Raw genomic sequence first — 19,392 nt, 5'->3', positions numbered from 1 at the left:
CACGGTTTTCGCCACCGGCGAAAACCTGACATCACCGGGCGTTGCGCATCCCCACGACGCGCGCCCGTTTGCGCGGATCGGCGTCGAAAAGGCGCGCCAACTGCTCGGTCATCGCCCCGGCCAGCTGCTCCACATCCGTGATCGTCACCGCGCGGGCGTAATAGCGCGTCACGTCGTGGCCGATCCCGATCGCCGCCAGTTCCACGCCGCGCCGCTTTTCGATCATGGCGATCACGTCGCGCAGGTGCTTTTCCAGATAATTCGCAGGATTCACCGACAACGTGCTGTCGTCCACCGGCGCGCCGTCCGAGATCACCATCAGGACCTTGCGCTGCTCTTGCCGCACCGCAAGCCGGCGATAGGCCCATTCCAGCGCCTCGCCGTCGATGTTCTCCTTCAGCAGGCCTTCCTTCATCATCAGGCCAAGGTTCGGGCGCGTCCGCCGCCACGGCGCATCGGCGGCCTTGTAGACGATGTGGCGCAGGTCGTTCAGGCGACCGGGATTTGCGGAACGGCCGTCCTTCAGCCACGCCTCTCGCGATTGGCCGCCCTTCCAGGCGCGGGTGGTGAAGCCGAGGATTTCCACCTTCACGTCGCAGCGTTCCAGCGTGCGCGCCATCACGTCCGCACAGATCGCCGCGATGGAAATCGGCCGCCCGCGCATGGAACCGGAATTGTCGAGCAGCAGCGTCACTACGGTATCGCGGAACTCGGTGTCCTTCTCGACCTTGAACGACAGCGGCGTCGTCGGGCTGGCCACGACCCGCGCCAAGCGTCCCGCGTCGAGGATGCCCTCCTCGCGGTCGAACTCCCAGCTGCGGCTCTGCTTGGCCTGCAGGCGGCGCTGCAGCTTGTTGGCCAGCCGCGACACGGCACCTTTCAGCGGCTCGAGCTGCTGGTCGAGGTAGGCGCGCAGGCGCTCCAGCTCTGCGGGGTCTGCCAGATCGGCGGCGCTGATCTCTTCGTCGAAGGCGGTCGAGAACACGCGGTAGTCCGGATCGGCGTCGGAGGCGGGGGCAGGGACGGGGGGCTCCATCGGGGCCTCGCCTTCGGGCATCTCCGCCTCGTCGCCTATTTCGGCGTCGGCGCTGTCGTCCATGCTGACCTGCGCCTGTGACTGGTCCTGCGTGTCCTCCTGCGTCTGCTCGGGGCTGGCCTCGGCCTCTTCGCCTTCGCTGTCGTCGCCGGTGCTGTCGGGCTGTTCCTCGTTCGCGTCGCCGGTTTCGGCGTCGTCGTCGAGGTCGTCGTCGGGGGCGTCGGGATCGTCGCCCAGCTGGTCGCCATAGCCCAGATCCTTGATGATCTGGCGGGTGAAGCGGGCAAAGCTGCGCTGGTCCGACAGCGTGTCGGCCAATCCGTCGAGCGTGCCGCCCGCCTGATTTTCGATGAACCCGCGCCACAGGTTCATCACGTTGTCCGCCCCGTCCGGCAGGTCGCGGCCTGTCGCCAGATTGCGGATGAGATAGCCCGCGGCGACAGCCAGCGGCGCGTCCGAAGACGCGGTGATCTGGGCATAGCCCTTGCGCATCGCCTCGTTGCCGATCTTGGCGTCGATGTTGCCGGCAGTGCCCGGCATGTATTGCGCGCCCACCGCCTCGATCCGGGCGGTTTCCATCGCGTCGTAGATGTCGCGCGCCATCGCGCCCTGCGGTGCATAGCGGGCGGATGTGGCCGCGTCGTGGAACTTGTGCCGCAGCGCGAAGGCGTCGGCGGTGCCGCGCGCCAGCAGCACTTCGCTGCGCGTCATGCGACGGCTGACCTGCGGCAGGCGGATCGTGTCGGCGGTCTGTCCCGCCGGATCGACGGAGTAGCTGACCGTCAGATCGGGATCGTTCGCCATGACCTTGGTGGCCTCGGCAAGCGCCTTCTTGAATGGATCTGCGGGATTGTCTGACGGTTTGTTCATGGGGTTTGTAAATCACTCTGCCGTGTGGGGTGCAAGGTGGGGCTGGCCGGGCCCATGTCCAGCCGGGCCCATGTCCAGCCGGGCCCGTGTCCAGCCGGGCCCATGTCCAGCAGGTGCCATGCGCAATCAGGGCATGTGCAGCCCGAGGTGGCGCTGCTGCAACCTGCGCACAGACCCTGTGCTGAGACGCCGGTTGCGATCACGGTCACCCGGTCGCATCTGCCCCCCAACGCCAATTCAACAGGAACCGTCCCATGCCTAGCCTGCCAAAGATCGCCATCGTCATCGGATCGACCCGTGACGCCCGCTTTGCCGACAAACCCGCCGCCTGGATGCTGAAGCAGGCGCAGGCCCGTACCGACATGACCGCCGAAATCGTCGATCTGCGCGATTTCGACCTGCCGCTGTTCGACGAGATGGGTGGCAACAAATATGTCCCCAGTCAGGACCCCAGGGCAGTGGCGTGGCAGCAGGCCATCGCAGGCTATGACGGCTACATCTTCGTCACCGCCGAGTACAACCACTCGATCACCGGGGCGTTGAAGAACGCTCTCGATCAGGCCTATGTGGAATGGAACCGCAAGCCGATGGGCGCCATCGGCTATGGCGGCGTGGGGGCGGCCCGTGCCGTCGAGCACCTGCGCACCATCGCGGTCGAGTTGGAGATGGTCCCCGTCCGTCCCGCCGTGCACATCGGCGGCGGCGATTTCATGGCTGTCCACCCGATGGGTGCTGGCGCCGACATCGAGACGATCGAGGATCACCTGCTGGGCCACGCAACAGAAATGCTGGGCGACATCGTCTGGTGGGCCAACGCAGCCAACGCCGCGCGCGGCTGACAACCAGCCGGGCAGGCAGGCCAACCGGGGGCGGGCTGTCGCAGATCCTCCGCCCCCGCCTTCGTTTGCGACATGACGGGAATGTGATCCCGGACGCCGTGGTGATCGGCGGAACTTTGCTTGTGACGGTGCGTCCGTGCACATTAGCCTGTGGCGGCGGGATCGCGTACCCGCCGTCACCGTGAGGCTACCCGCAACAATGACCAATCCGATCAAGATCTTGACCACACTCGGGCCGGGCCTGACCCCCGGCGATCCGGCGCCGTCCTTTGTCCAGCGCAGTGCGGCCAATCCGCGCTACGCCTTCGACAGTGCGGCCGGACGGTATCTGGTGATGTGCTTTTTCGGCAGTGGCGGCGATCGACGGACGCAGGCGGCGCTGGCTGCGGTGCACGCAAGGCCAGACCTTTTCGACGACGAATTCGCGTGCTTCTTCGGTGTCAGTGCCGATCCGCAGGACGAGGCGACGGGACGGTTGCAGAACCGGATGCCGGGCTATCGCCATTTGTGGGACTTCGACCTGACGGCAGGCCGCCTCTATGCCGTGGTCGCGCGCGATGCGGTGCCGGGGCCGGATGTGCGGATGGTGCGACAGTGGGTGGTGATCGACCCCACCATGCGGGTGTTGGCCGCGATCCCGCTGCGCGACGATCACAGTGATCATGCGCAACTCTTTGCGCTGCTGGACGGCCTGCCGCATCCCGACCGGCACACGGGGCAGGACATCATGGCCCCGGTCCTGTTCCTGCCCCGCGTGTTCGAGCCGGAGGTCTGTGCCCATCTGATCGACGTCTACAGCGCGAACGGCGGCGCAGAGAGCGGTTTCATGCGCGAGATCGACGGTCGCACGGTCGGCATCACCGACGACAGGTTCAAGCAGCGCAAGGATCACACGATCGAGGATCGCGACCTGATTGCGGCCTTGCGGGGCCGGTTCCTGCGCCGCGTGGTCCCGCAGATCGCCAAGGTCCACCAATTCGCCGTGACCCGGATGGAACGCTATACCGTGTCCTGTTATGCGGCCGAGGATGGCGGCCACTTTTCCGCGCACCGCGACAACACGACCAAGGGCACGGCGCACCGGCGCTTTGCTGTGTCCATCAATCTCAACGACGACTTCGATGGCGGCGAGGTGAGCTTTCCCGAATACGGCCCCCGCAGCTTCAAGGCGCCGCCGGGCGGGGCTGTCGTGTTCTCGTGCTCGCTTCTGCACAAGGTCAGCCGCGTGACGCGCGGACGCCGCTATGCGTTTCTGCCGTTCCTGTATGACGATGCGGCGGCAAAGACGCGCGAGCAGAATCTCAGGTTTCTCGACGCTGCAACGGCGGCGCGGCCGCAGCGCTAGCGGCCCGCCTCAGCAGTCCAGCGCCACCGGAAACCGTCCTGCGAAACGCTGGCCCGCACTGGCAGGAAGAACCGCATCGCGATCGTCCCCGGCAAGCGTGTAGATCACTGGTGCTGCGGTCGCGGTGCAGCGGCGACCCGTCGCGGCGGTCAGGGCCGCCCCCTCGATCCCCGCGATGGTAGGGGCGGGCGTCACGGCCCGCACCAGAGCGAGTTCGCCGCTGGCCGACAGGGTCACGTCGTAAAGGCCGGGGGCGGGCTGCGGCGCACAGGACTGCACCGCCAGCACGACCAGACCTACAGCCATGACCCTGCGACGTGTCATGCGGGATCGATCGTCATGCCAGATCCTGCTTCATGCCAGATCCTGCATCATGCCAGATCCTGCATCATGCGAGACTGAGGCTGGCGGCGCTTTCCGGCAGCTCCTCGTCGAAGCAGCGCTGGTAGAACTCTGCGACGGTCTGACGCTCCAGCTCGTCGCACTTGTTCAGGAACGACAGGCGGAAGGCATAGCCCACATCGCCGAAGATGCGGGCATTCTCGGCCCAGGCCAGCACGGTGCGCGGCGACATGACCGTGGACAGATCGCCATTCATGAAGGCGGTCCGCGTCAGGTCGGCGACGGTGACCATCTGGCTGATCGTGCGGCGGCCCTTGTCGGTGTTGTAGTGCGGCGACTTGGACAGCACGATCGCCGCTTCGGCGTCGTGCGACAGGTAGTTCAGGGTCGCCACCAGGGACCAGCGGTCCATCTGCGCCTGGTTGATCTGCTGCGTGCCGTGGTACAGGCCCGTGGTGTCGCCGAGGCCCACCGTGTTGGCAGTGGCGAACAGGCGGAAATACTTGTGCGGCGTCAGGATCACGTTCTGGTCCATCAGCGTCAGCTTGCCGTCGGTTTCCAGCACGCGCTGGATCACGAACATCACGTCCGCCCGGCCCGCGTCGTATTCGTCGAACACGATGGCGACGGGATTGCGCAGCGCCCAGGGCAGGATGCCTTCGTGGAATTCCGTCACCTGAACGCCGTCGCGCAGCTTGATCGCGTCCTTGCCGATCAGGTCGATCCGGCTGATGTGTGAATCGAGGTTTACGCGCACGGCGGGCCAGTTCAGCCGGGCTGCCACCTGTTCGATGTGCGTCGACTTGCCGGTGCCGTGGTAGCCCTGGATCATCACCCGGCGGTTGTAGCCGAAGCCCGCGAGAATCGCCAAGGTGGTGTCGGGATCGAACTTGTAGGTGCTGTCGACCTCCGGCACGCGGTCGGTGCGGTCCGCGAAGCCCTTGATCTTCATGTCGCTGTCGATGCCGAAGACATCGCGGACCGAGATGTCCTCGGTCGGTGTTGCGTTGATGTCGGTCATGCCGTCGGCCATGGAACTGCCTTTCTGTCGCGGGTCGCGCGGAATACGGATATGGGTTCGGCATGCAACATATCGCGATGAATGCCAAGGGGTAGGGGCGGCAGGCCCGGGCGTCATGTAGGGGCGGGCCGGGTGCCGTTGCCTTTTCCGTCGAAACCGTCAGATTGCACGTGATGCTGGCCCCGCTGCGGGCCGGTCCGTGCGACGGAACATTGCAGATGACCACGACAGCCGACATCGAGAACATGATCGCCCGCACGGCGCTGGGCGACCGCGCCGCGTTCGAAGGACTCTATGCCGCAACCTCGGCGAAACTCTTTGGCGTGTGCCTGCGTGTGTTGGGTAATCGGGCGGAAGCCGAGGACGCCCTGCAGGAAGCCTTCGTCAAGATCTGGCGCAATGCCGACCGGTACCGCGTCAATGGTCTGAGCCCGATGACGTGGCTGATCACCGTGACCCGCAATCATGCGGTGGACAAGGTCCGCGCCCGCCGCGCCCTGATGGGGGCGGGGTTGGACGAGGCGGCCGAGATACCGGACAGCGCCCCCGGACCAGAGGCGCTGGCCGTCGCCAGCGCGACGCGCGGGCGGATCGACGACTGCATGGGGCAACTGGACCCGGACAAGGCCGGGGCGGTGCGCCGCGCCTATCTGGACGGCCACACCTATCAGGAGTTGGCGGATCACTACGACGTGCCGCTGAACACGGTGCGGACCTGGCTGCGCCGCAGCCTGCTGAAGTTGAGAGAGTGTCTGTCCCATGACGGGTGAACCTACATCAGACGACATCGCCAGAGAGGACGCGAGTGCCCTGTCGGCGGAGTACGTCCTTGGCCTGTTGACCCCGGACGAGGGTCAGGCTTTCGACGCCGTGCTGGGTGTCGATCCCGATCTGCGCGACGAATACGCGTTCTGGGCCGACCGGATGGCCGTTCTTGCCGACGACGTTCCCGCCGTCGTGCCCCCAGCCCGCGTGCTGACGCGGATCAGGGCCGCGCTGTTCGATGCGGCACCGACGCCGGTCGCCGCCACACCCGTGCAGTCGTGGTTGCAGCGGTTGGGACTGCTGCCCGCCATGGCCGGTGGTCTGGTCGCGGCACTTGCGGTGCTGTGGGTGTTCAACATCGTCGCCCCGCCCGGTGGCATGACGACGGACATCACCGGGCAGGTGCCGCCGCTGACGGCGCAGATCGCGGCGGCTGACGACACGCTGGTCGTGCAGGCCAGCTATGACGCCGCGGCGGGGACGTTGCAGATTACACGCACGGCGGGCGATGCGGTGACCGGTCGCGTGCTGGAACTGTGGTTGATCGCCGGCGACGCGGCCCCGGTGTCGTTGGGCGTGCTGCCCGATACCGGCGACGCGGTGGTCCGCGTCCCCGCCGACGTGGCGCGTGTCCTCGCGGGCGGCACCCTCGCGATCTCGGACGAGCCTGTGGGCGGGTCGCCTACGGGTGCGCCGACGGGGGCCGTGCTCGCGACGGGCGTTGTGGCGCAGGGCTGAGCCTGCCGGACTGCGACAGCGCGTCACAGTTTCGTGCGGATGCCGTGTTTTTTATCGGAACGGGATCAGGCTGGGTTAAGCTGCGTGCGAAAAGCCAACAGGACACATGCCCATGCATCGTCGCACCTTCCTCTTGTCCACCCTTGCCGCCACCGCTGCCCCGCTCGCGCTGCGGGCACAGGCGTTCGAAGTCACTCGCACCGAGGCGGAGTGGCGCGCCATGCTGAATGCAAACGAGTTCGCGGTCATGCGCGAGGAGGCGACGGAACGCGCCGGCACCAGCCCGCTCGACAAGCAGTATGCCGCCGGCACCTATGTCTGCCGGGGCTGCGACCTGCCGCTGTATCCGTCCAGCACCAAATACGACAGCCGCACCGGCTGGCCCAGCTTCTACGCCGCCTTCGAGAATGCGATCGGGACCAAGGTCGACAACAAGGCGTTCACACCCCGGACCGAGGTGCACTGCCGCCGCTGCGGCAGTCATCTGGGACATATCTTCAACGACGGACCGCAGCCGACCGGCCAGCGCCACTGCCTGAACGGCATCAGCCTGAAGTTCGTGGCGGCCTGATCCGCGCAAGGTTCACCGCCACGGTCCTTGCCGTGGCGGTGACCGAACGGACCCTGCATGTTTCCGGTGGTTCCCGGACACATGTGCCTGCGGTGGAAACGGTCTGTTCACCCGGCGTTACGGTCGCTGTCCTTACGTCCGCCCGAATTGCAGCATAGGCAATGTGGACAACATGTCGCAGGACCACGCTACCCGATGAAGGCCACCTTCGCCCGCCTGCACCCGTCGACCCCCGGAGAGCGCCGGATGCTGGCCGCCATGCTGGTGCTGGCGGCTTGCGGCGGCGTGCTGTGCCTGATGGTCGCCACCCAGATGGGAGAGGTCAAGACCCTGCGCCGCAGCCTGACGGCGGCGGATGCGTGGTTCTGCGTGGCGGGAAGCCTTGGCGCGCTGGCCGGGTTCCGCGCGGGGCGGGGATGGCTGGGGCACGCAGGCGTGGGCGGCGCGGTGCGGGCGGCCTGCGGGGCGCTGATCGTCAGTTTCGTGGGCGCGCTGGTCGCAGGCACGCTGGCGCTGCCGTTCTACGGCACCATGTTCGGCCCGCTGATGTTTGCCCTGACCCTGCTGGGCCACCCGGTGCTTGCCGCCGTATGGCTGGCGGTGCTGGGCACGTCGCACCGGATGATGCGGGATTGGCGACGCGAACGCGACAGCCTGTTCAGGCCACTGGACCTACAGGACCCGCCCCTGTCGCCCCTGCGTCAGGGCAACTGGCTGGCCCCCGCATGGGGCAGGACGCGGCGTTAGACCTGTGCCGTGCCTGCGGCGGGTCCGCATCGTGGGCCACCCCGGTCGGGGGGCGTGCCGCGATCAGTCCTTTTCGCGGAAGTTGCGGCTGACCTTGATCTGGTCCCAGGCCCAGACCACCTCGGCCAGCTGATCCTCCTGGCTGCGGTCGCCGCCGTTCATGTCCGGGTGCAGCACCTTGATCAATGCCTTGTAGCATTTGCGGATCTCGGTCTTGGCCATGTGGTCGCGGGCATCGAGGATCTCGATCGCGCGGCGTTCCGTGGGGGGCAGCTTGCGCGTGCCGCCGCCGTTCTTGCCGGGGTTGCGGGTCGCATTGGCGCCCAGCACCTCGTGCGGGTCGGTGACGCCAAGGCGCGCCCAGGCCAGTTCCTCGACCGTGCGCTTCATCGGCTTGGTCGGACGTTCCCAGGTGGCGCGGTCCTTTTCCATCTGGGCCATCAGCTCGGCCTCGGACGTGCCGTCGAAGAAGTTCCACTTCAGATTGTATTCGCGGACGTGGTCCTTGCAGAACCACCAGTAGTCGTCGATCGACTCCGGCGATTTCGGCGCGCGGTACTGGCCCGCCTCGTCGCAGCCGTCATGGTCGCAGACCCGTGTCGAGGTCTCGGAGGCCCCCGACATGCCCCGCCGCCCGCGCGGGTTCTTCTTCTTGGCACCCGACACCGAGATGTCGAAGCCGAAGGGGTCTTTCTTGTTCATGGGATCGTCCCTTTCCGACTCGGAGTAGGCACATTAGACCTGTGGCTGGCAGATTGAAGAGGCAGGAGAGAAATAATGGCCCTTGACGCAGACATTCGAGACGCTTTGACGCGCGGGTTGCAGCCGGAGCATCTGGAGGTCCACAACGAGAGCGCGCAGCACGCGGGCCACATGGGCGACGACGGGTCCGGCGAGAGCCACTGGCGCGTGGTGATCGGTGCCCCGTCGCTGGACGGCCAGTCGCGGCTGGCGAAACACCGCGCCGTGCATGACGCGCTGGGCCGTGGCATCATCGGTCGCCTGCACGCGCTGGCGATCGAGTTCCGCTGAACCGGGGGGCTGCGTCGTCGTGGCGCGTCTGCCCCCAACCGCCTGACCGCCGATCGGTCAGGCCCGGTCTACCGGCGGCGCATCCCCGACCGCGCCGTCACCCGCCGATGTATCGCCAAGCGTCGGCCCGGCCGGTGTCGCCGGGGCCGTGACAGTGGCGGGGGCGATGCCACGGGTCGCACCCCCGATGGCAGGCGTCGTGATGGGATAGGCCGACCCTGTGGGCGACGGCGGCTGCCACGCAGGGACGGGCGGCGCAGCCGGCGGCGCGGGGGCGGGGGTCGGTGCTGGGGCGGGGGTTGGTGCGGGGGCGGGGGCCTGTGGCACGGGCGCTGCGCGGCGATCCTCGATCAGGGGCAGGGGGGCTGTCGCCACCGGGGCCGTCACACGGCGGAACACCAGCATGTTGTGATAGACCGTGGTGCGCCCGGCCATCAGGCCTTCGCGTTCCTCTGACGGCAGGGTGTCGGTGCGCAGGTATTCCCAGCCGTCGGCGGCCTGCGCGTTCAGCACGGCGGACAGGGCGCGGGCATAGCGGTCCTCCGGCGTCTTGAGGCCCTTGACGCGTTCGCTCCGACGGGGGGCCGGAACGACCCGGTATTCGATCTGTGTCATGGCATCCTCGGGATCTGATGGAAGGCGGCGATAGCAGCCGCATCGCCGCGGGCCAAGGGTGGCGCTGCGGCAAGGGGCGGGATCGGCGGCAAAGCCCCGATCCCGCAGCTGCGTGGTCAGAGGCCGAGCTTTTCCATGACCAGCGCATTGACGGCGGCGGGGGCGGCCTTGCCGCCCGTGGCCTTCATCACCTGACCGACGAACCAGCCTGCCAGCTTGGGGTTTCCCCTCGCCTTTTCGACCTGTGCTGGGTTGGCTGCGATGATCTCGTCCACCGCCGCCGCGATGGCCCCGGTGTCCGTGACCTGCGTCAGCCCGTCGGTCGCCACGATCTCGTCCGGCTCGCGCCCCGTGGTATAGGCGATGTCGAACACGTCCTTGGCGATCTTCCCGCTGATCGTGTCCGCCTTGATGAGGGCCACGATCTGCGCGAGGCGCGCGGCCGGGATCGGGCTGTCGCCGATGTCCTTGTCGTCTTTCTTGAGCCTGCCGAACAGTTCGTTGATGACCCAGTTCGCCGCGAGCTTGCCGTCGCCGCCGCCCTTGGCCACATCCTCGAAATAGGCCGCATTCGCCACGTCCGCCGTCAGCACGCTCGCGTCATAGTCCGACAGGCCGAAATCGGCGATGAAGCGCGCCTTCTTGGCGTCCGGCAGTTCCGGCAGACGTGCGGCGATGTCGTCCACCCACGTCTGTTCGATCACCAGCGGCAGAAGGTCGGGGTCAGGGAAGTAGCGGTAATCGTGTGCTTCCTCCTTGGACCGCATGGAGCGGGTCTCGTTCTTGTCCGGGTCATACAGGCGCGTTTCCTGCACGACCGCGCCGCCATCCTCGATGATCGCGATCTGGCGACGGGCCTCGACCTCGATCGCCATCTGGATGAACCGCATGGAGTTCATGTTCTTGATCTCGCACCGGGTGCCGAGGTGGCTGAAATCCTGGCTGGCCTGATAGCGTTCGTAATCGCCCGGACGGCATACGCTGACGTTCACGTCGGCACGCAGGTTGCCGTTCTGCATGTTGCCGTCGCAGGTCCCGAGGTAGCGCATGATCTGGCGCAGTTTGCCGACATAGGCCGCCGCTTCCTCTGGTCCGCGGATGTCGGGGCGGCTGACGATTTCCATCAGCGCCACACCAGTGCGGTTCAGATCGACAAAGCTCATCGCCGGGTCCATGTCGTGGATCGACTTGCCGGCGTCCTGTTCCAGATGGATGCGTTCGATCCGCACGGTGCGCGCGGTGCCGTCGCCAAATTCGACCAGCACCTCGCCCTCGCCCACGATGGGGTGATACAGTTGGCTGATCTGATAGCCCTGCGGCAGGTCGGGATAGAAGTAGTTCTTGCGATCGAAAGCCGAGGTCAGGTTGATCGCCGCTTTCAGCCCTAAGCCGGTGCGGACGGCCTGCGCCACGCAGGCCTCGTTGATGACGGGCAGCATGCCGGGCATGCCCGCGTCCACGAAGGCCACGTTGCTGTTGGGTTCCGCACCGAACAATGTGGACGCGCCCGAGAAGAGCTTGGCCCGTGTGGCGACCTGTGCGTGCACTTCCAGCCCGATGACCAGTTCCCAGTCGTGCTTTGCCCCGCTGATGACGCGTGGCGCGGGGGTGGGGTGGTTCAGGTCGAGCATGGCAATCCTCATCAACTGTCAGCCGTCCTTCTAGGGCAGGGTCGGTGGTGGAACAAGGGCGGCGAACCGGCGCCCTTCCGCCTGTGCAGGGACGCGGCCCTTGCCTGCAAGCCCGTCCGCAGGGCAGTTTACGCCCCATGCTGTTGCGGATCATCATTCTGGGGGGAGTGATCGCGGCGTTCGGCGCAACACTCGTTGCGGCCCAGACGCCTGTCGATCGGGACTCGGGTCCCGCCTCCCTCACACCGGCCAGTGCCACGGTGCCGCCCTTGGCCCCTGCACCTCCCCCCACATATCGCCCTGTCGCGCGCCCCGTCCACATAATCCGGTATCCGGTGCATGTGATCGCCGGTGCGCCGTCGGTGCGCCCGCGCATCCGTCCCGACTACGTGCCGGCGACCCGCTGGGGCGACGGCGCGGCGGCGCGGACGTGGACGCGGGCCACGATGGCGGCGGTGGCGGAACGCGGACTCGATTCGGTGGTGCCGGCGGATATCGGCACATGGTGCCCCGCCTATGCGGACAATGGTCCGGCTCAGCGGCAGGCGTTCTGGGTCGGCATGATGTCTGCGTTGTCGCAACACGAAAGCGGCCAGAACCCGGCTGCGGTGGGCGGTGGCGGGTCGTGGTATGGCCTGCTGCAGATCATGCCCGCCACGGCGGCGGGTCATGGCTGCGACGCGACCACGGGCGACGCCCTGAAGGACCCGGTCGCCAACCTGTCCTGCGCCGCGCGCATCATGGCAAGCACGGTCAAACGCGATGGCGTGGTGGCTGCGGGTGGTGGCGTCGCCGCCGACTGGGGCCCGATGAGCCGCGCCGACAAGGCGGCGGCGATGGCCGCGTGGACCAGCGAGCAGGCCTATTGCACGGCACCGGTCAAGCGGCCGGGCGTGACCCGCGTCACGTTGCGGCCCACGGCCCGCCCTGCCTTGCGGCCGGGCGCAGCGGCGCCGGACCTGCGCATGGTGGCGGGGGCGGGGATCGCGGGCCACGCTCGTGCGGTGGGCCGTCCGGCAGCCTTGGCCGTGGCGTCCTCGGACTGACGACGCGGCACTTCGGGGTGTCAGACCGGCGGGCGAGAGGCGTTCAACGATCTTTCAGGTGAGAGAGGGCGCGCGGGCCCATGCGAAAACCGGCGTGCCGCTTAGCTGCGGGGCACCGGGGCGCGGAACAGCGGGCGCGTCATGCGGATCAGGCTGACGGCGGGCGCATCGACGCCACCCAGCGCCAGCGTCGCCTTCTTCAGCATCTCGATCCCGTCTTCCGACCCCTTGGGCAGCGCAGACGCTTGGATCGGTTCACCCACGGTGATCCGGTAGGGCTGGCGGTCCTTGTTCAGCGTCTCGTGGAACAGGGTCACGTCGCGCAGGGTCGGGTGGATCTTGTCGAAGAGATAGAACAGCGCCGAATTGCGCGCCTGCAGGTTCACCGGAATGACCGGCAGGTCAAACTTGCGCGCCAGCATGGCGGCAGAGGCCATCCACGGCCGCTCGTGCAGCTTGAACCCGACCCGCTTGGCCAGACGGCCCGACGGAAAGATCACGCCCAAGCGCCCGGCCTCTGTCGCCGCGCGGACGTATTCCATCGTGTTGCGGGTCTTTTCGCGGGTGCGCTTGTCCAGTCGCCATTCGACCGGGCAGATCATGTCGCCCATCTGCGGCATGACGCGCAGGATGTCGGAGTTGGCGAAGAAATACAGGTCCGGCCTGATCCGCGCGATGGTGTGGTGCAGGATGATGCCGTCCGCAATGCCGGTCGGGTGATTCGCGACGATCAGCGCCGGGCCGTGCAGCGGCAGGTTCGACAGGCCCTGTACCTCGACGTGCTTGGCCAGCATGTCGCCCATGGTCGCCATGATCTGCGCGGACGGCGCATCGCGCATGTCGGTGGCGATGGCGACCGTGCGGTCATAGGCCAGTGCCAGATGCATCAGACCACGGATCAATCCGACGCCCGGCCACGACCGGTACATCCAAGGCGCACGCTCGACGATCAGCGGATCAATGCGGTCTTTCATGAAACCCTCATGCCTCGTCACCGGTAACTGTTCCATGACATCTATGCCGAAATGCCGCAGAGTCCAAGCGCGCCGCTATCGCAGCAGGCGGTTCACCATCTCGGTCGTGTCGCGCGACAGGGCCGGGGCCTGGCGAATGCGGGCGAGGGCCGTGCGCATCGCCACCTGCCGTCCCGCATCGAACCGCCCCAGCCCGTCAAACGCGCTGACCATCCGCGCCGTCGTCTGCGGGTTCACCGGGTCGAGGCGGATCAGCCAGTCCGCCAGCAGGGCATAACCGCTGCCATCGGCCCGGTGAAACCCTGCCGGATGCGCCGCGAGCGTGCCGAGCACGCTGCGAAACCGGTTGGGATTGCCCCAGTCGAAGGCCGGATGCCGCGTCAACGCGTCGGTAATCGCGACCGCCTGTTCCGGCGGGGCCATTGCGATCTGAATGGCCAACCACTTGTTCATCACCAGCCGGTCGTGCTGCCAGCGGTCGTGGAACGCCTGTGCCGCCGCCGCACCGCGCCCCACCGACAGCAATGCCCCCAGCGCCGCCAGCGACTGGGTCATGTTGGTGGCCGCGTCGAACTGCGCCTGTGCCGCTGCACCGTCGTCGGTCAGGGACAGCAGCATCAGAACCGCATTGCCCAGACGCCGCCGCCCGGCCTGTGACGCATCGGGGGCGTAGGGTGCGGTGACCTGCTGTGCCGCATACAGGTCCGGCAGGATGTCGGTGAGGTCGCAGGCGATGGCGCCGCGGATGTCCTCGCGGACCCTGTGGATCAGATCCGGGTCCGGCACCGTGCCGTCCAGCGCCAGTGCGATGGTCAGGTCGTTGTCGGCGGGCAGGGTCAGGACGAGGGCGCGGAACGCCGGGTCCAGCGTGTCGTCCGTCAGCGTCGCCCGCAGCCCCGCCAGATAGCCGGGATCGGGTGCGCCGCCGCCGGTGCGGATCAGGCGCAGCGCCATGTCCCGTGCCAGATTGCGGCCTGCGTCCCAGCGGTTGAACGGATCGGTGTCGTGCGCCAGCAGGAATGCCCGTTCCGCCGCGTCCACCGTGCGGTTCACGATCACGGGGGCGGAGAAGTCGCGCAGGATCGACGGCACCGGCCGGGCGGACAGCCCGTCGAAGGTGAATGTCTGCTGCGCCTCCGTCACCTCCAGCAGGGTGGTCGGCACGACCTCGGCCCCGGTGTCGTCCAGCAGGCCGATGGCCACGGGAATGTGCAGCGGCGGCTTGTCCGGCTGGTCCGGCGTCGCCCGTGTCGTCTGCGCGATGTGCAGGCGGTAGATGCCGTCCGCATAGTCGTCGGTGACGGTCAGGCGCGGCGTGCCCGCCTGTTCGTACCAGCGCATGAACTGGGTCAGGTCGCGGCCCGTCGCGTCCTGAAACGCCGCCAGCCAGTCTTCGATCGTGGCGGCATGCCCGTCGTGGCGCGCGACATACAGGTCCATGCCCGCCCGCCAGCCGTCGTCGCCCACCAGCCGTTTCAGCATGCCCACCAGCTCCGCCCCCTTTTCATAGACGGTGACGGTGTAGAAATTGTTGATCTCGACAAAGCGGTCGGGGCGCACCGGGTGCGCCAGCGGTCCCGCATCCTCCTGGAACTGGCGGTTGCGCATGACCAGCGCATCCTCGATCCGCTTCACCGCGTGGCCGTGCAGGTCGCCGGTGAACTGCTGGTCGCGGAACACGGTCAGCCCTTCCTTCAGGCACAGCTGGAACCAGTCGCGGCAGGTGATCCGGTTGCCGGTCCAGTTGTGGAAATATTCGTGGGCGATGATCGCCTCGATCCGGCGGAAATCCGCGTCGGTGGACGTCTCGGGGCTGGCCAGCACGGCGCTGGCGTTGAAGATGTTCAGCCCCTTGTTTTCCATCGCGCCCATGTTGAAGTCGTCGACGGCCACGATGTTGAACACCGACAGATCATAGGCCAGACCATAGACCCGTTCGTCCCATGCCATCGCGCGTTTGAGGGCGCCCATACCAAATTCGCATTTGTCGAGATCAGCCGCGCGCACCCACAGGTTCAGCGCGACGCAGCGCCCGTCCAGAGTGGTGAAGCTGTCGCTGTGCGCCACCAGATCGCCAGCCACCAGCGCGAACAGATACGCGGGTTTCGGCCAAGGATCGTGCCATTCCGCCCAGCCGGGCCCCTGTGCCACCGGATCGCCGTTCGACAGCAGCACCGGGGTGTCCCCTTCGATGCGGACGGTGAACACCGCCATCACGTCGGGGCGGTCGGGATAGTAGGTGATCTTGCGAAACCCTTCCGCCTCGCATTGGGTGCAGTAGATGCCGTTCGACATGTAAAGCCCTTCCAGCGCCGTGTTGGCGGCGGGGGCGATCTCGACCTCCGCCTCCCAGACAAAGGCGCTGCGGGGCGTGTCGCAGGTCAGACCGGTGGGTGTGACGACGGGCGTCACGGGCTGTCCGTCGATGGCCGCGTGGATCAGGCGCAGATCCTCGCCGTGCAGGGTGAACGGAACCGGCGGGCTGTCCGGGTTGGGGCGGAATGCGATGCGCGACAGCACGCGGGTCGCGTGCGGGGCCAGCCTGACCGTCAGATGCACGCCGTCCACAAGCCAGCCGGGCACGGTGTAATCGGCCAGATGGATGGTGGATGCTGCGACATCTTGCATGGGGACGACCTTTTGCGAAACAACTTTGGGTGCCATGACGTTATGTAGTCGAACAAGGCCGTGCAAGGACTGCCCGGATCACTGCAAGGAGAGACACATGTCGGCACCCCAGACAAATCTGGACAAACAGGAAAAGCAGCATCGCGGACCGTTGCGGGGCATGGCGCTGGTCGTGGTCTTCGCGCTGCTGTTGCTGGGCGGCTTCATGCTGTGGACCAGCTCCAGCAGCGACGGGATCGAAGGGGCCGACACGCAGACTGACGCGCGCACCGGCCAATCGGTCGAGGCGGAGACCGGCGAGGCCGTGCCCGCGACGGATGCACCTGCCACCGCAGCACCGGCTGCAACCGGCAACTGATCTTGCCCAAGATGGTCAAAAAGGGCGACCTGCCGACCAAGGTCTGCGCGACCTGCGGTCGCCCTTTCACATGGCGCAAGGCCTGGGCCAAGGTCTGGGACGAAGTGCGCTACTGCTCTGACAAATGTCGCATGGCGCGCGGCGGGGCAAAGACCCGCTAGGCGGGGTAGCTTGTCGTGGCCCGTTGCGGGGGCCATGTCTGGACACCCGGCGCGCCGCCCCGTAGCCATGTGGCGACATTTGCAGGAGAGCACGACATGACCGATCGCACCGACAAGGCCGGATTGCAGGTATCCCGGGTTCTGGCCGATTTCATCGACGATCAGGCCCTGCCGGGCACCGGGATTGCGCCGGACGCGTTCTGGGCCGGTTTCGCAGACATGGTCAACATGCTGGGTCCGCGAAACCGCGATCTTCTTGCGTACAGAGAAGAGCTCCAACGCCAGATCGACGATTGGCATACGTTGCATCGGGGCAAACCGTTCGAAGCGGCGGCCTATCGCGCCTTTTTGAATGAGATCGGCTATCTGGTCCCCGAGGGTGACGATTTCACGATCCACACCACCGGCACCGACCCAGAGATCGCGCAGATTGCTGGATCCCAGCTGGTCGTGCCGATCATGAACGCCCGCTTTGCACTGAATGCCGCGAACGCCCGCTGGGGAAGCCTTTATGATGCACTGTATGGCACCGATGCGCTGGGCGACGTGCCGCAGGGCAACGGCTACGACGCCGCGCGCGGCGCGCGTGCCATCGCGTGGGGACGCGCGCATCTGGATGCCGTGGCGCCGCTGGCCCATGGCAGCTGGGCGGATGTGGACCGGTTGGAGGTCGTGGACGGCATGCTGTCGCCCGCCTTGCGCGATCAGGGCCAGTTCGCGGGCCATGCGGGGTCCGGTGCGACGCTGACGGTGCTTTTGCGCGTCAACGGCCTGCTGATCGAGCTCGAAGTCGATCCCACGTCCAAGATCGGCGCGCAGGACCGCGCCGGGATCAGCGACATCCGCCTGGAATCCGCCCTGTCCACCATCATGGACTGCGAGGATTCCGTCGCCGCCGTCGATGCGGAGGACAAGGTGTTGGCCTATGGCAACTGGCTGGGCCTGATGCGCGGCGACCTGACCGAACAGGTCACCAAGGGCGACCAAACCATCACCCGTGCCCTGCACGGCGACCGCGGTTTTACGCGCCCCGACGGGCAGGAGATGACGGTCAAGGGCCGGTCCCTCATGCTGATCCGCAATGTGGGCCACCTCATGACCACCCCCGCCGTGCTGGACGCGGAAGGGCGCGAAGTGGGCGAGGGGCTGCTCGATGCCATGTGCACGGTGCTGATCGCCATGCACGACCTGCAGAAAACCGACGGGATCCGCAATTCCGTCGCGGGATCGGTCTATGTGGTGAAGCCCAAGATGCACGGGCCAGATGAGGTCGCCTTCGCGGTCGAGATCTTCGACGCGGTGGAGCGTGTATTGGGTCTGCCGGCCAACACGGTCAAGCTGGGGATCATGGACGAAGAGCGGCGGACGTCCGCGAACCTGAAGGCCTGCATCCGTGCTGCCGCCGACCGGGTCGCGTTCATCAACACCGGCTTCCTCGACCGCACCGGGGACGAGATCCACACCAGCATGGCCGCAGGCCCGATGGTGCCCAAGGGCGAAATGAAGAACGCGGCCTGGATCAAGTCCTACGAGGATCGCAACGTGGACATCGGTCTGGCCTGCGGGTTGCAGGGCCGCGCGCAGATCGGCAAGGGCATGTGGGCCATGCCCGACCTGATGGAACGGATGCTGGCCGAGAAATCGAACCACCCGCAGGCCGGTGCCACCTGCGCCTGGGTGCCGTCGCCGACCGCGGCCACGCTGCATGCCACGCATTACCACCGCATTTCGGTCACGCAACGTCAGGACGCGATCCGCGCGGGCGGGCCGCGCGGCACGCTTGACGATCTGCTGACGATCCCGCTGGCGCAGGGCACGAACTGGTCCGACGACCAGATCACCGCAGAGCTGGAAAACAACGCGCAGGGCATCCTTGGCTATGTCGTGCGCTGGGTGGATCAGGGCATCGGCTGTTCCAAGGTGCCCGACATCCACGATGTGCAACTGATGGAGGATCGCGCAACGTGCCGCATCTCCTCTCAGGCGTTGGCGAACTGGCTGTTGCACGGCGTCATGGACGAGGCGCGCATGATGCAGGTGATGCAGAAGATGGCCGCCGTCGTGGACGCACAGAACGCGGGCGATCCGGCGTATCGCCCGATGGCACCCGGTTTCGACGGGCCTGCGTTCCGCGCGGCCTGCGATCTGGTGCTGCAGGGACGCACGCAGCCGTCCGGCTATACCGAACCACTGCTGCACGACTGGCGTGCGACAGCGAAAACCATGACAGGAACCGCACAATGACCCGCATCACTGCCGCACAGGCGCAGACGATCATCACCACCGCCATGGCGACGGGCGTAGAGCGCGGGTTCAAGCCGCTGTCCGTCATCGTGCTGGACGCGGGCGGGCATGTCGTGGCCTTTGCCCGCGCCGACGGCAGCGCGCCGGGCCGGTTCGGCATTGCGCACGGCAAGGCATATGGTGCGGTCATGCTGGGAATGCCCGGCAGCGCCCAGATGGCGCGGGCCGAGGCGCAGCCCTATTTCATGGCCGCGATGAACGGCGTCTATGGCGGTCACGTCGTCCCGGTGCCGGGCGGCGTGCTGGTGAAGCATGACGGCGAGGTGATCGGGGCCGTGGGCGTCACCGGCGACACGTCCGACAACGACGTGGTGGCGGCGCTGGCAGGTCTGGCGGCGGTGGACCTGACCGGAGAGGCGTGACCCGCGC

Annotated in this window: 20 protein-coding genes; 12 read left to right on the top strand and 8 right to left on the bottom strand. The window is 67.1% G+C overall.

What is annotated here, in order from left to right:
• Positions 1 to 31: 31 nt before the first annotated feature.
• Positions 32 to 1,906 (bottom strand): cobaltochelatase subunit CobT, encoded by a 1,875-nt coding sequence (gene cobT, locus BMX16_RS02125; RefSeq protein ID WP_089898163.1) that lies wholly within the window; start codon positions 1,904 to 1,906, stop codon positions 32 to 34.
• Between the two features lie 254 nt (positions 1,907 to 2,160).
• On the opposite strand from cobT, the gene BMX16_RS02120 reads away from it, so the two are divergent.
• Together BMX16_RS02120 and BMX16_RS02115 are read left to right on the top strand one after the other, a co-directional pair.
• Positions 2,161 to 2,745: an NADPH-dependent FMN reductase gene (locus tag BMX16_RS02120; RefSeq protein WP_089898161.1), complete on the top strand. Its 585-nt coding sequence runs from the start codon at positions 2,161 to 2,163 to the stop codon at positions 2,743 to 2,745.
• A 199-nt stretch (positions 2,746 to 2,944) separates the two neighbouring features.
• Positions 2,945 to 4,090 (top strand): 2OG-Fe(II) oxygenase, encoded by a 1,146-nt coding sequence (locus BMX16_RS02115; protein WP_089898159.1) that lies wholly within the window; start codon positions 2,945 to 2,947, stop codon positions 4,088 to 4,090.
• 9 nt (positions 4,091 to 4,099) lie between these two features.
• Here the strand turns inward: BMX16_RS02115 and BMX16_RS02110 are convergent, their stop codons facing one another.
• Both BMX16_RS02110 and cobS read right to left on the bottom strand, forming a co-directional pair.
• Positions 4,100 to 4,396 (bottom strand): hypothetical protein, encoded by a 297-nt coding sequence (locus tag BMX16_RS02110; protein WP_089898157.1) that lies wholly within the window; start codon positions 4,394 to 4,396, stop codon positions 4,100 to 4,102.
• Between the two features lie 82 nt (positions 4,397 to 4,478).
• On the bottom strand, positions 4,479 to 5,465 hold the full coding sequence (gene cobS / locus BMX16_RS02105; RefSeq protein WP_089898155.1) for a cobaltochelatase subunit CobS: 987 nt from the start codon (positions 5,463 to 5,465) through the stop codon (positions 4,479 to 4,481).
• A 206-nt stretch (positions 5,466 to 5,671) separates the two neighbouring features.
• Between cobS and BMX16_RS02100 the strand changes: the two genes are divergently transcribed.
• The 4 genes from BMX16_RS02100 (at position 5,672) to BMX16_RS02085 (ending at position 8,274) form a co-directional block, all read left to right on the top strand.
• A complete protein-coding gene (locus tag BMX16_RS02100; protein ID WP_089898153.1) occupies positions 5,672 to 6,223 on the top strand; it encodes a sigma-70 family RNA polymerase sigma factor in 552 nt (183 codons plus the stop codon).
• Positions 6,213 to 6,956 carry an anti-sigma factor gene (locus BMX16_RS02095; RefSeq protein WP_089898152.1) on the top strand — a complete coding sequence of 248 codons (744 nt, stop codon included), beginning with the start codon at positions 6,213 to 6,215 and terminating at the stop codon, positions 6,954 to 6,956. The genes BMX16_RS02100 and BMX16_RS02095 overlap by 11 nt, the downstream gene beginning before the upstream one ends.
• A 112-nt stretch (positions 6,957 to 7,068) precedes the next feature.
• Complete coding sequence (msrB, locus tag BMX16_RS02090; protein ID WP_089898150.1) at positions 7,069 to 7,527, top strand: peptide-methionine (R)-S-oxide reductase MsrB; 459 nt, start codon at positions 7,069 to 7,071, stop codon at positions 7,525 to 7,527.
• Between the two features lie 195 nt (positions 7,528 to 7,722).
• Positions 7,723 to 8,274, top strand: coding sequence for a hypothetical protein (locus BMX16_RS02085; protein WP_089898148.1), 552 nt, complete (start codon positions 7,723 to 7,725; stop codon positions 8,272 to 8,274).
• A 63-nt stretch (positions 8,275 to 8,337) separates the two neighbouring features.
• Here the strand turns inward: BMX16_RS02085 and BMX16_RS02080 are convergent, their stop codons facing one another.
• On the bottom strand, positions 8,338 to 8,976 hold the full coding sequence (locus BMX16_RS02080; RefSeq protein WP_089898146.1) for a J domain-containing protein: 639 nt from the start codon (positions 8,974 to 8,976) through the stop codon (positions 8,338 to 8,340).
• A 75-nt stretch (positions 8,977 to 9,051) separates the two neighbouring features.
• Between BMX16_RS02080 and BMX16_RS02075 the strand changes: the two genes are divergently transcribed.
• Entirely contained in the window at positions 9,052 to 9,306 is a 255-nt protein-coding gene (locus BMX16_RS02075) for a BolA family protein (protein WP_089898144.1), read from the top strand.
• A 57-nt stretch (positions 9,307 to 9,363) separates the two neighbouring features.
• On the opposite strand, the gene BMX16_RS17510 is transcribed toward BMX16_RS02075, so the two are convergent.
• Both BMX16_RS17510 and gatB read right to left on the bottom strand, forming a co-directional pair.
• The gene (locus tag BMX16_RS17510; RefSeq protein ID WP_177174542.1) at positions 9,364 to 9,921 is read right to left on the bottom strand and encodes a DUF4177 domain-containing protein; all 558 of its coding nucleotides are present in this window, start codon (positions 9,919 to 9,921) and stop codon (positions 9,364 to 9,366) included.
• Positions 9,922 to 10,037: 116 nt separating this feature from the next.
• Positions 10,038 to 11,552, bottom strand: coding sequence for an Asp-tRNA(Asn)/Glu-tRNA(Gln) amidotransferase subunit GatB (gene gatB, locus BMX16_RS02065; protein WP_089898142.1), 1,515 nt, complete (start codon positions 11,550 to 11,552; stop codon positions 10,038 to 10,040).
• A gap of 335 nt (positions 11,553 to 11,887) precedes the next feature.
• On the opposite strand from gatB, the gene BMX16_RS02060 reads away from it, so the two are divergent.
• Positions 11,888 to 12,598: a transglycosylase SLT domain-containing protein gene (locus tag BMX16_RS02060; protein WP_245731214.1), complete on the top strand. Its 711-nt coding sequence runs from the start codon at positions 11,888 to 11,890 to the stop codon at positions 12,596 to 12,598.
• A gap of 101 nt (positions 12,599 to 12,699) precedes the next feature.
• Here BMX16_RS02060 and BMX16_RS02055 read toward each other — a convergent pair whose 3' ends face one another.
• Entirely contained in the window at positions 12,700 to 13,572 is an 873-nt protein-coding gene (locus tag BMX16_RS02055; protein WP_089898139.1) for a 1-acyl-sn-glycerol-3-phosphate acyltransferase, read from the bottom strand.
• Between the two features lie 75 nt (positions 13,573 to 13,647).
• Positions 13,648 to 16,200, bottom strand: coding sequence for an aminopeptidase N (pepN, locus tag BMX16_RS02050; protein ID WP_089898137.1), 2,553 nt, complete (start codon positions 16,198 to 16,200; stop codon positions 13,648 to 13,650).
• A 97-nt stretch (positions 16,201 to 16,297) separates the two neighbouring features.
• On the opposite strand from pepN, the gene BMX16_RS02045 reads away from it, so the two are divergent.
• The 4 genes from BMX16_RS02045 to BMX16_RS02030 all read left to right on the top strand — a co-directional run bounded on the left by BMX16_RS02045 (position 16,298) and on the right by BMX16_RS02030 (position 19,385).
• Positions 16,298 to 16,558: a hypothetical protein gene (locus BMX16_RS02045; RefSeq protein ID WP_089898135.1), complete on the top strand. Its 261-nt coding sequence runs from the start codon at positions 16,298 to 16,300 to the stop codon at positions 16,556 to 16,558.
• A gap of 11 nt (positions 16,559 to 16,569) precedes the next feature.
• Positions 16,570 to 16,719 (top strand): DUF2256 domain-containing protein, encoded by a 150-nt coding sequence (locus BMX16_RS02040; protein ID WP_425433992.1) that lies wholly within the window; start codon positions 16,570 to 16,572, stop codon positions 16,717 to 16,719.
• 96 nt (positions 16,720 to 16,815) lie between these two features.
• Positions 16,816 to 18,963, top strand: coding sequence for a malate synthase G (locus BMX16_RS02035; RefSeq protein ID WP_089898132.1), 2,148 nt, complete (start codon positions 16,816 to 16,818; stop codon positions 18,961 to 18,963).
• Positions 18,960 to 19,385, top strand: coding sequence for a GlcG/HbpS family heme-binding protein (locus BMX16_RS02030; protein ID WP_089898130.1), 426 nt, complete (start codon positions 18,960 to 18,962; stop codon positions 19,383 to 19,385). Before BMX16_RS02035 ends, BMX16_RS02030 begins: the two co-directional genes overlap by 4 nt.
• Positions 19,386 to 19,392: the final 7 nt, after the last annotated feature.

Origin of the sequence: Loktanella fryxellensis (assembly GCF_900110065.1) — a bacterium.
Taxonomy (GTDB): Bacteria; Pseudomonadota; Alphaproteobacteria; order Rhodobacterales; family Rhodobacteraceae; genus Loktanella; species Loktanella fryxellensis.
Note: the sequence above shows the minus strand (reverse complement) of the source record. Positions and strands in the feature narration are given on the sequence as shown.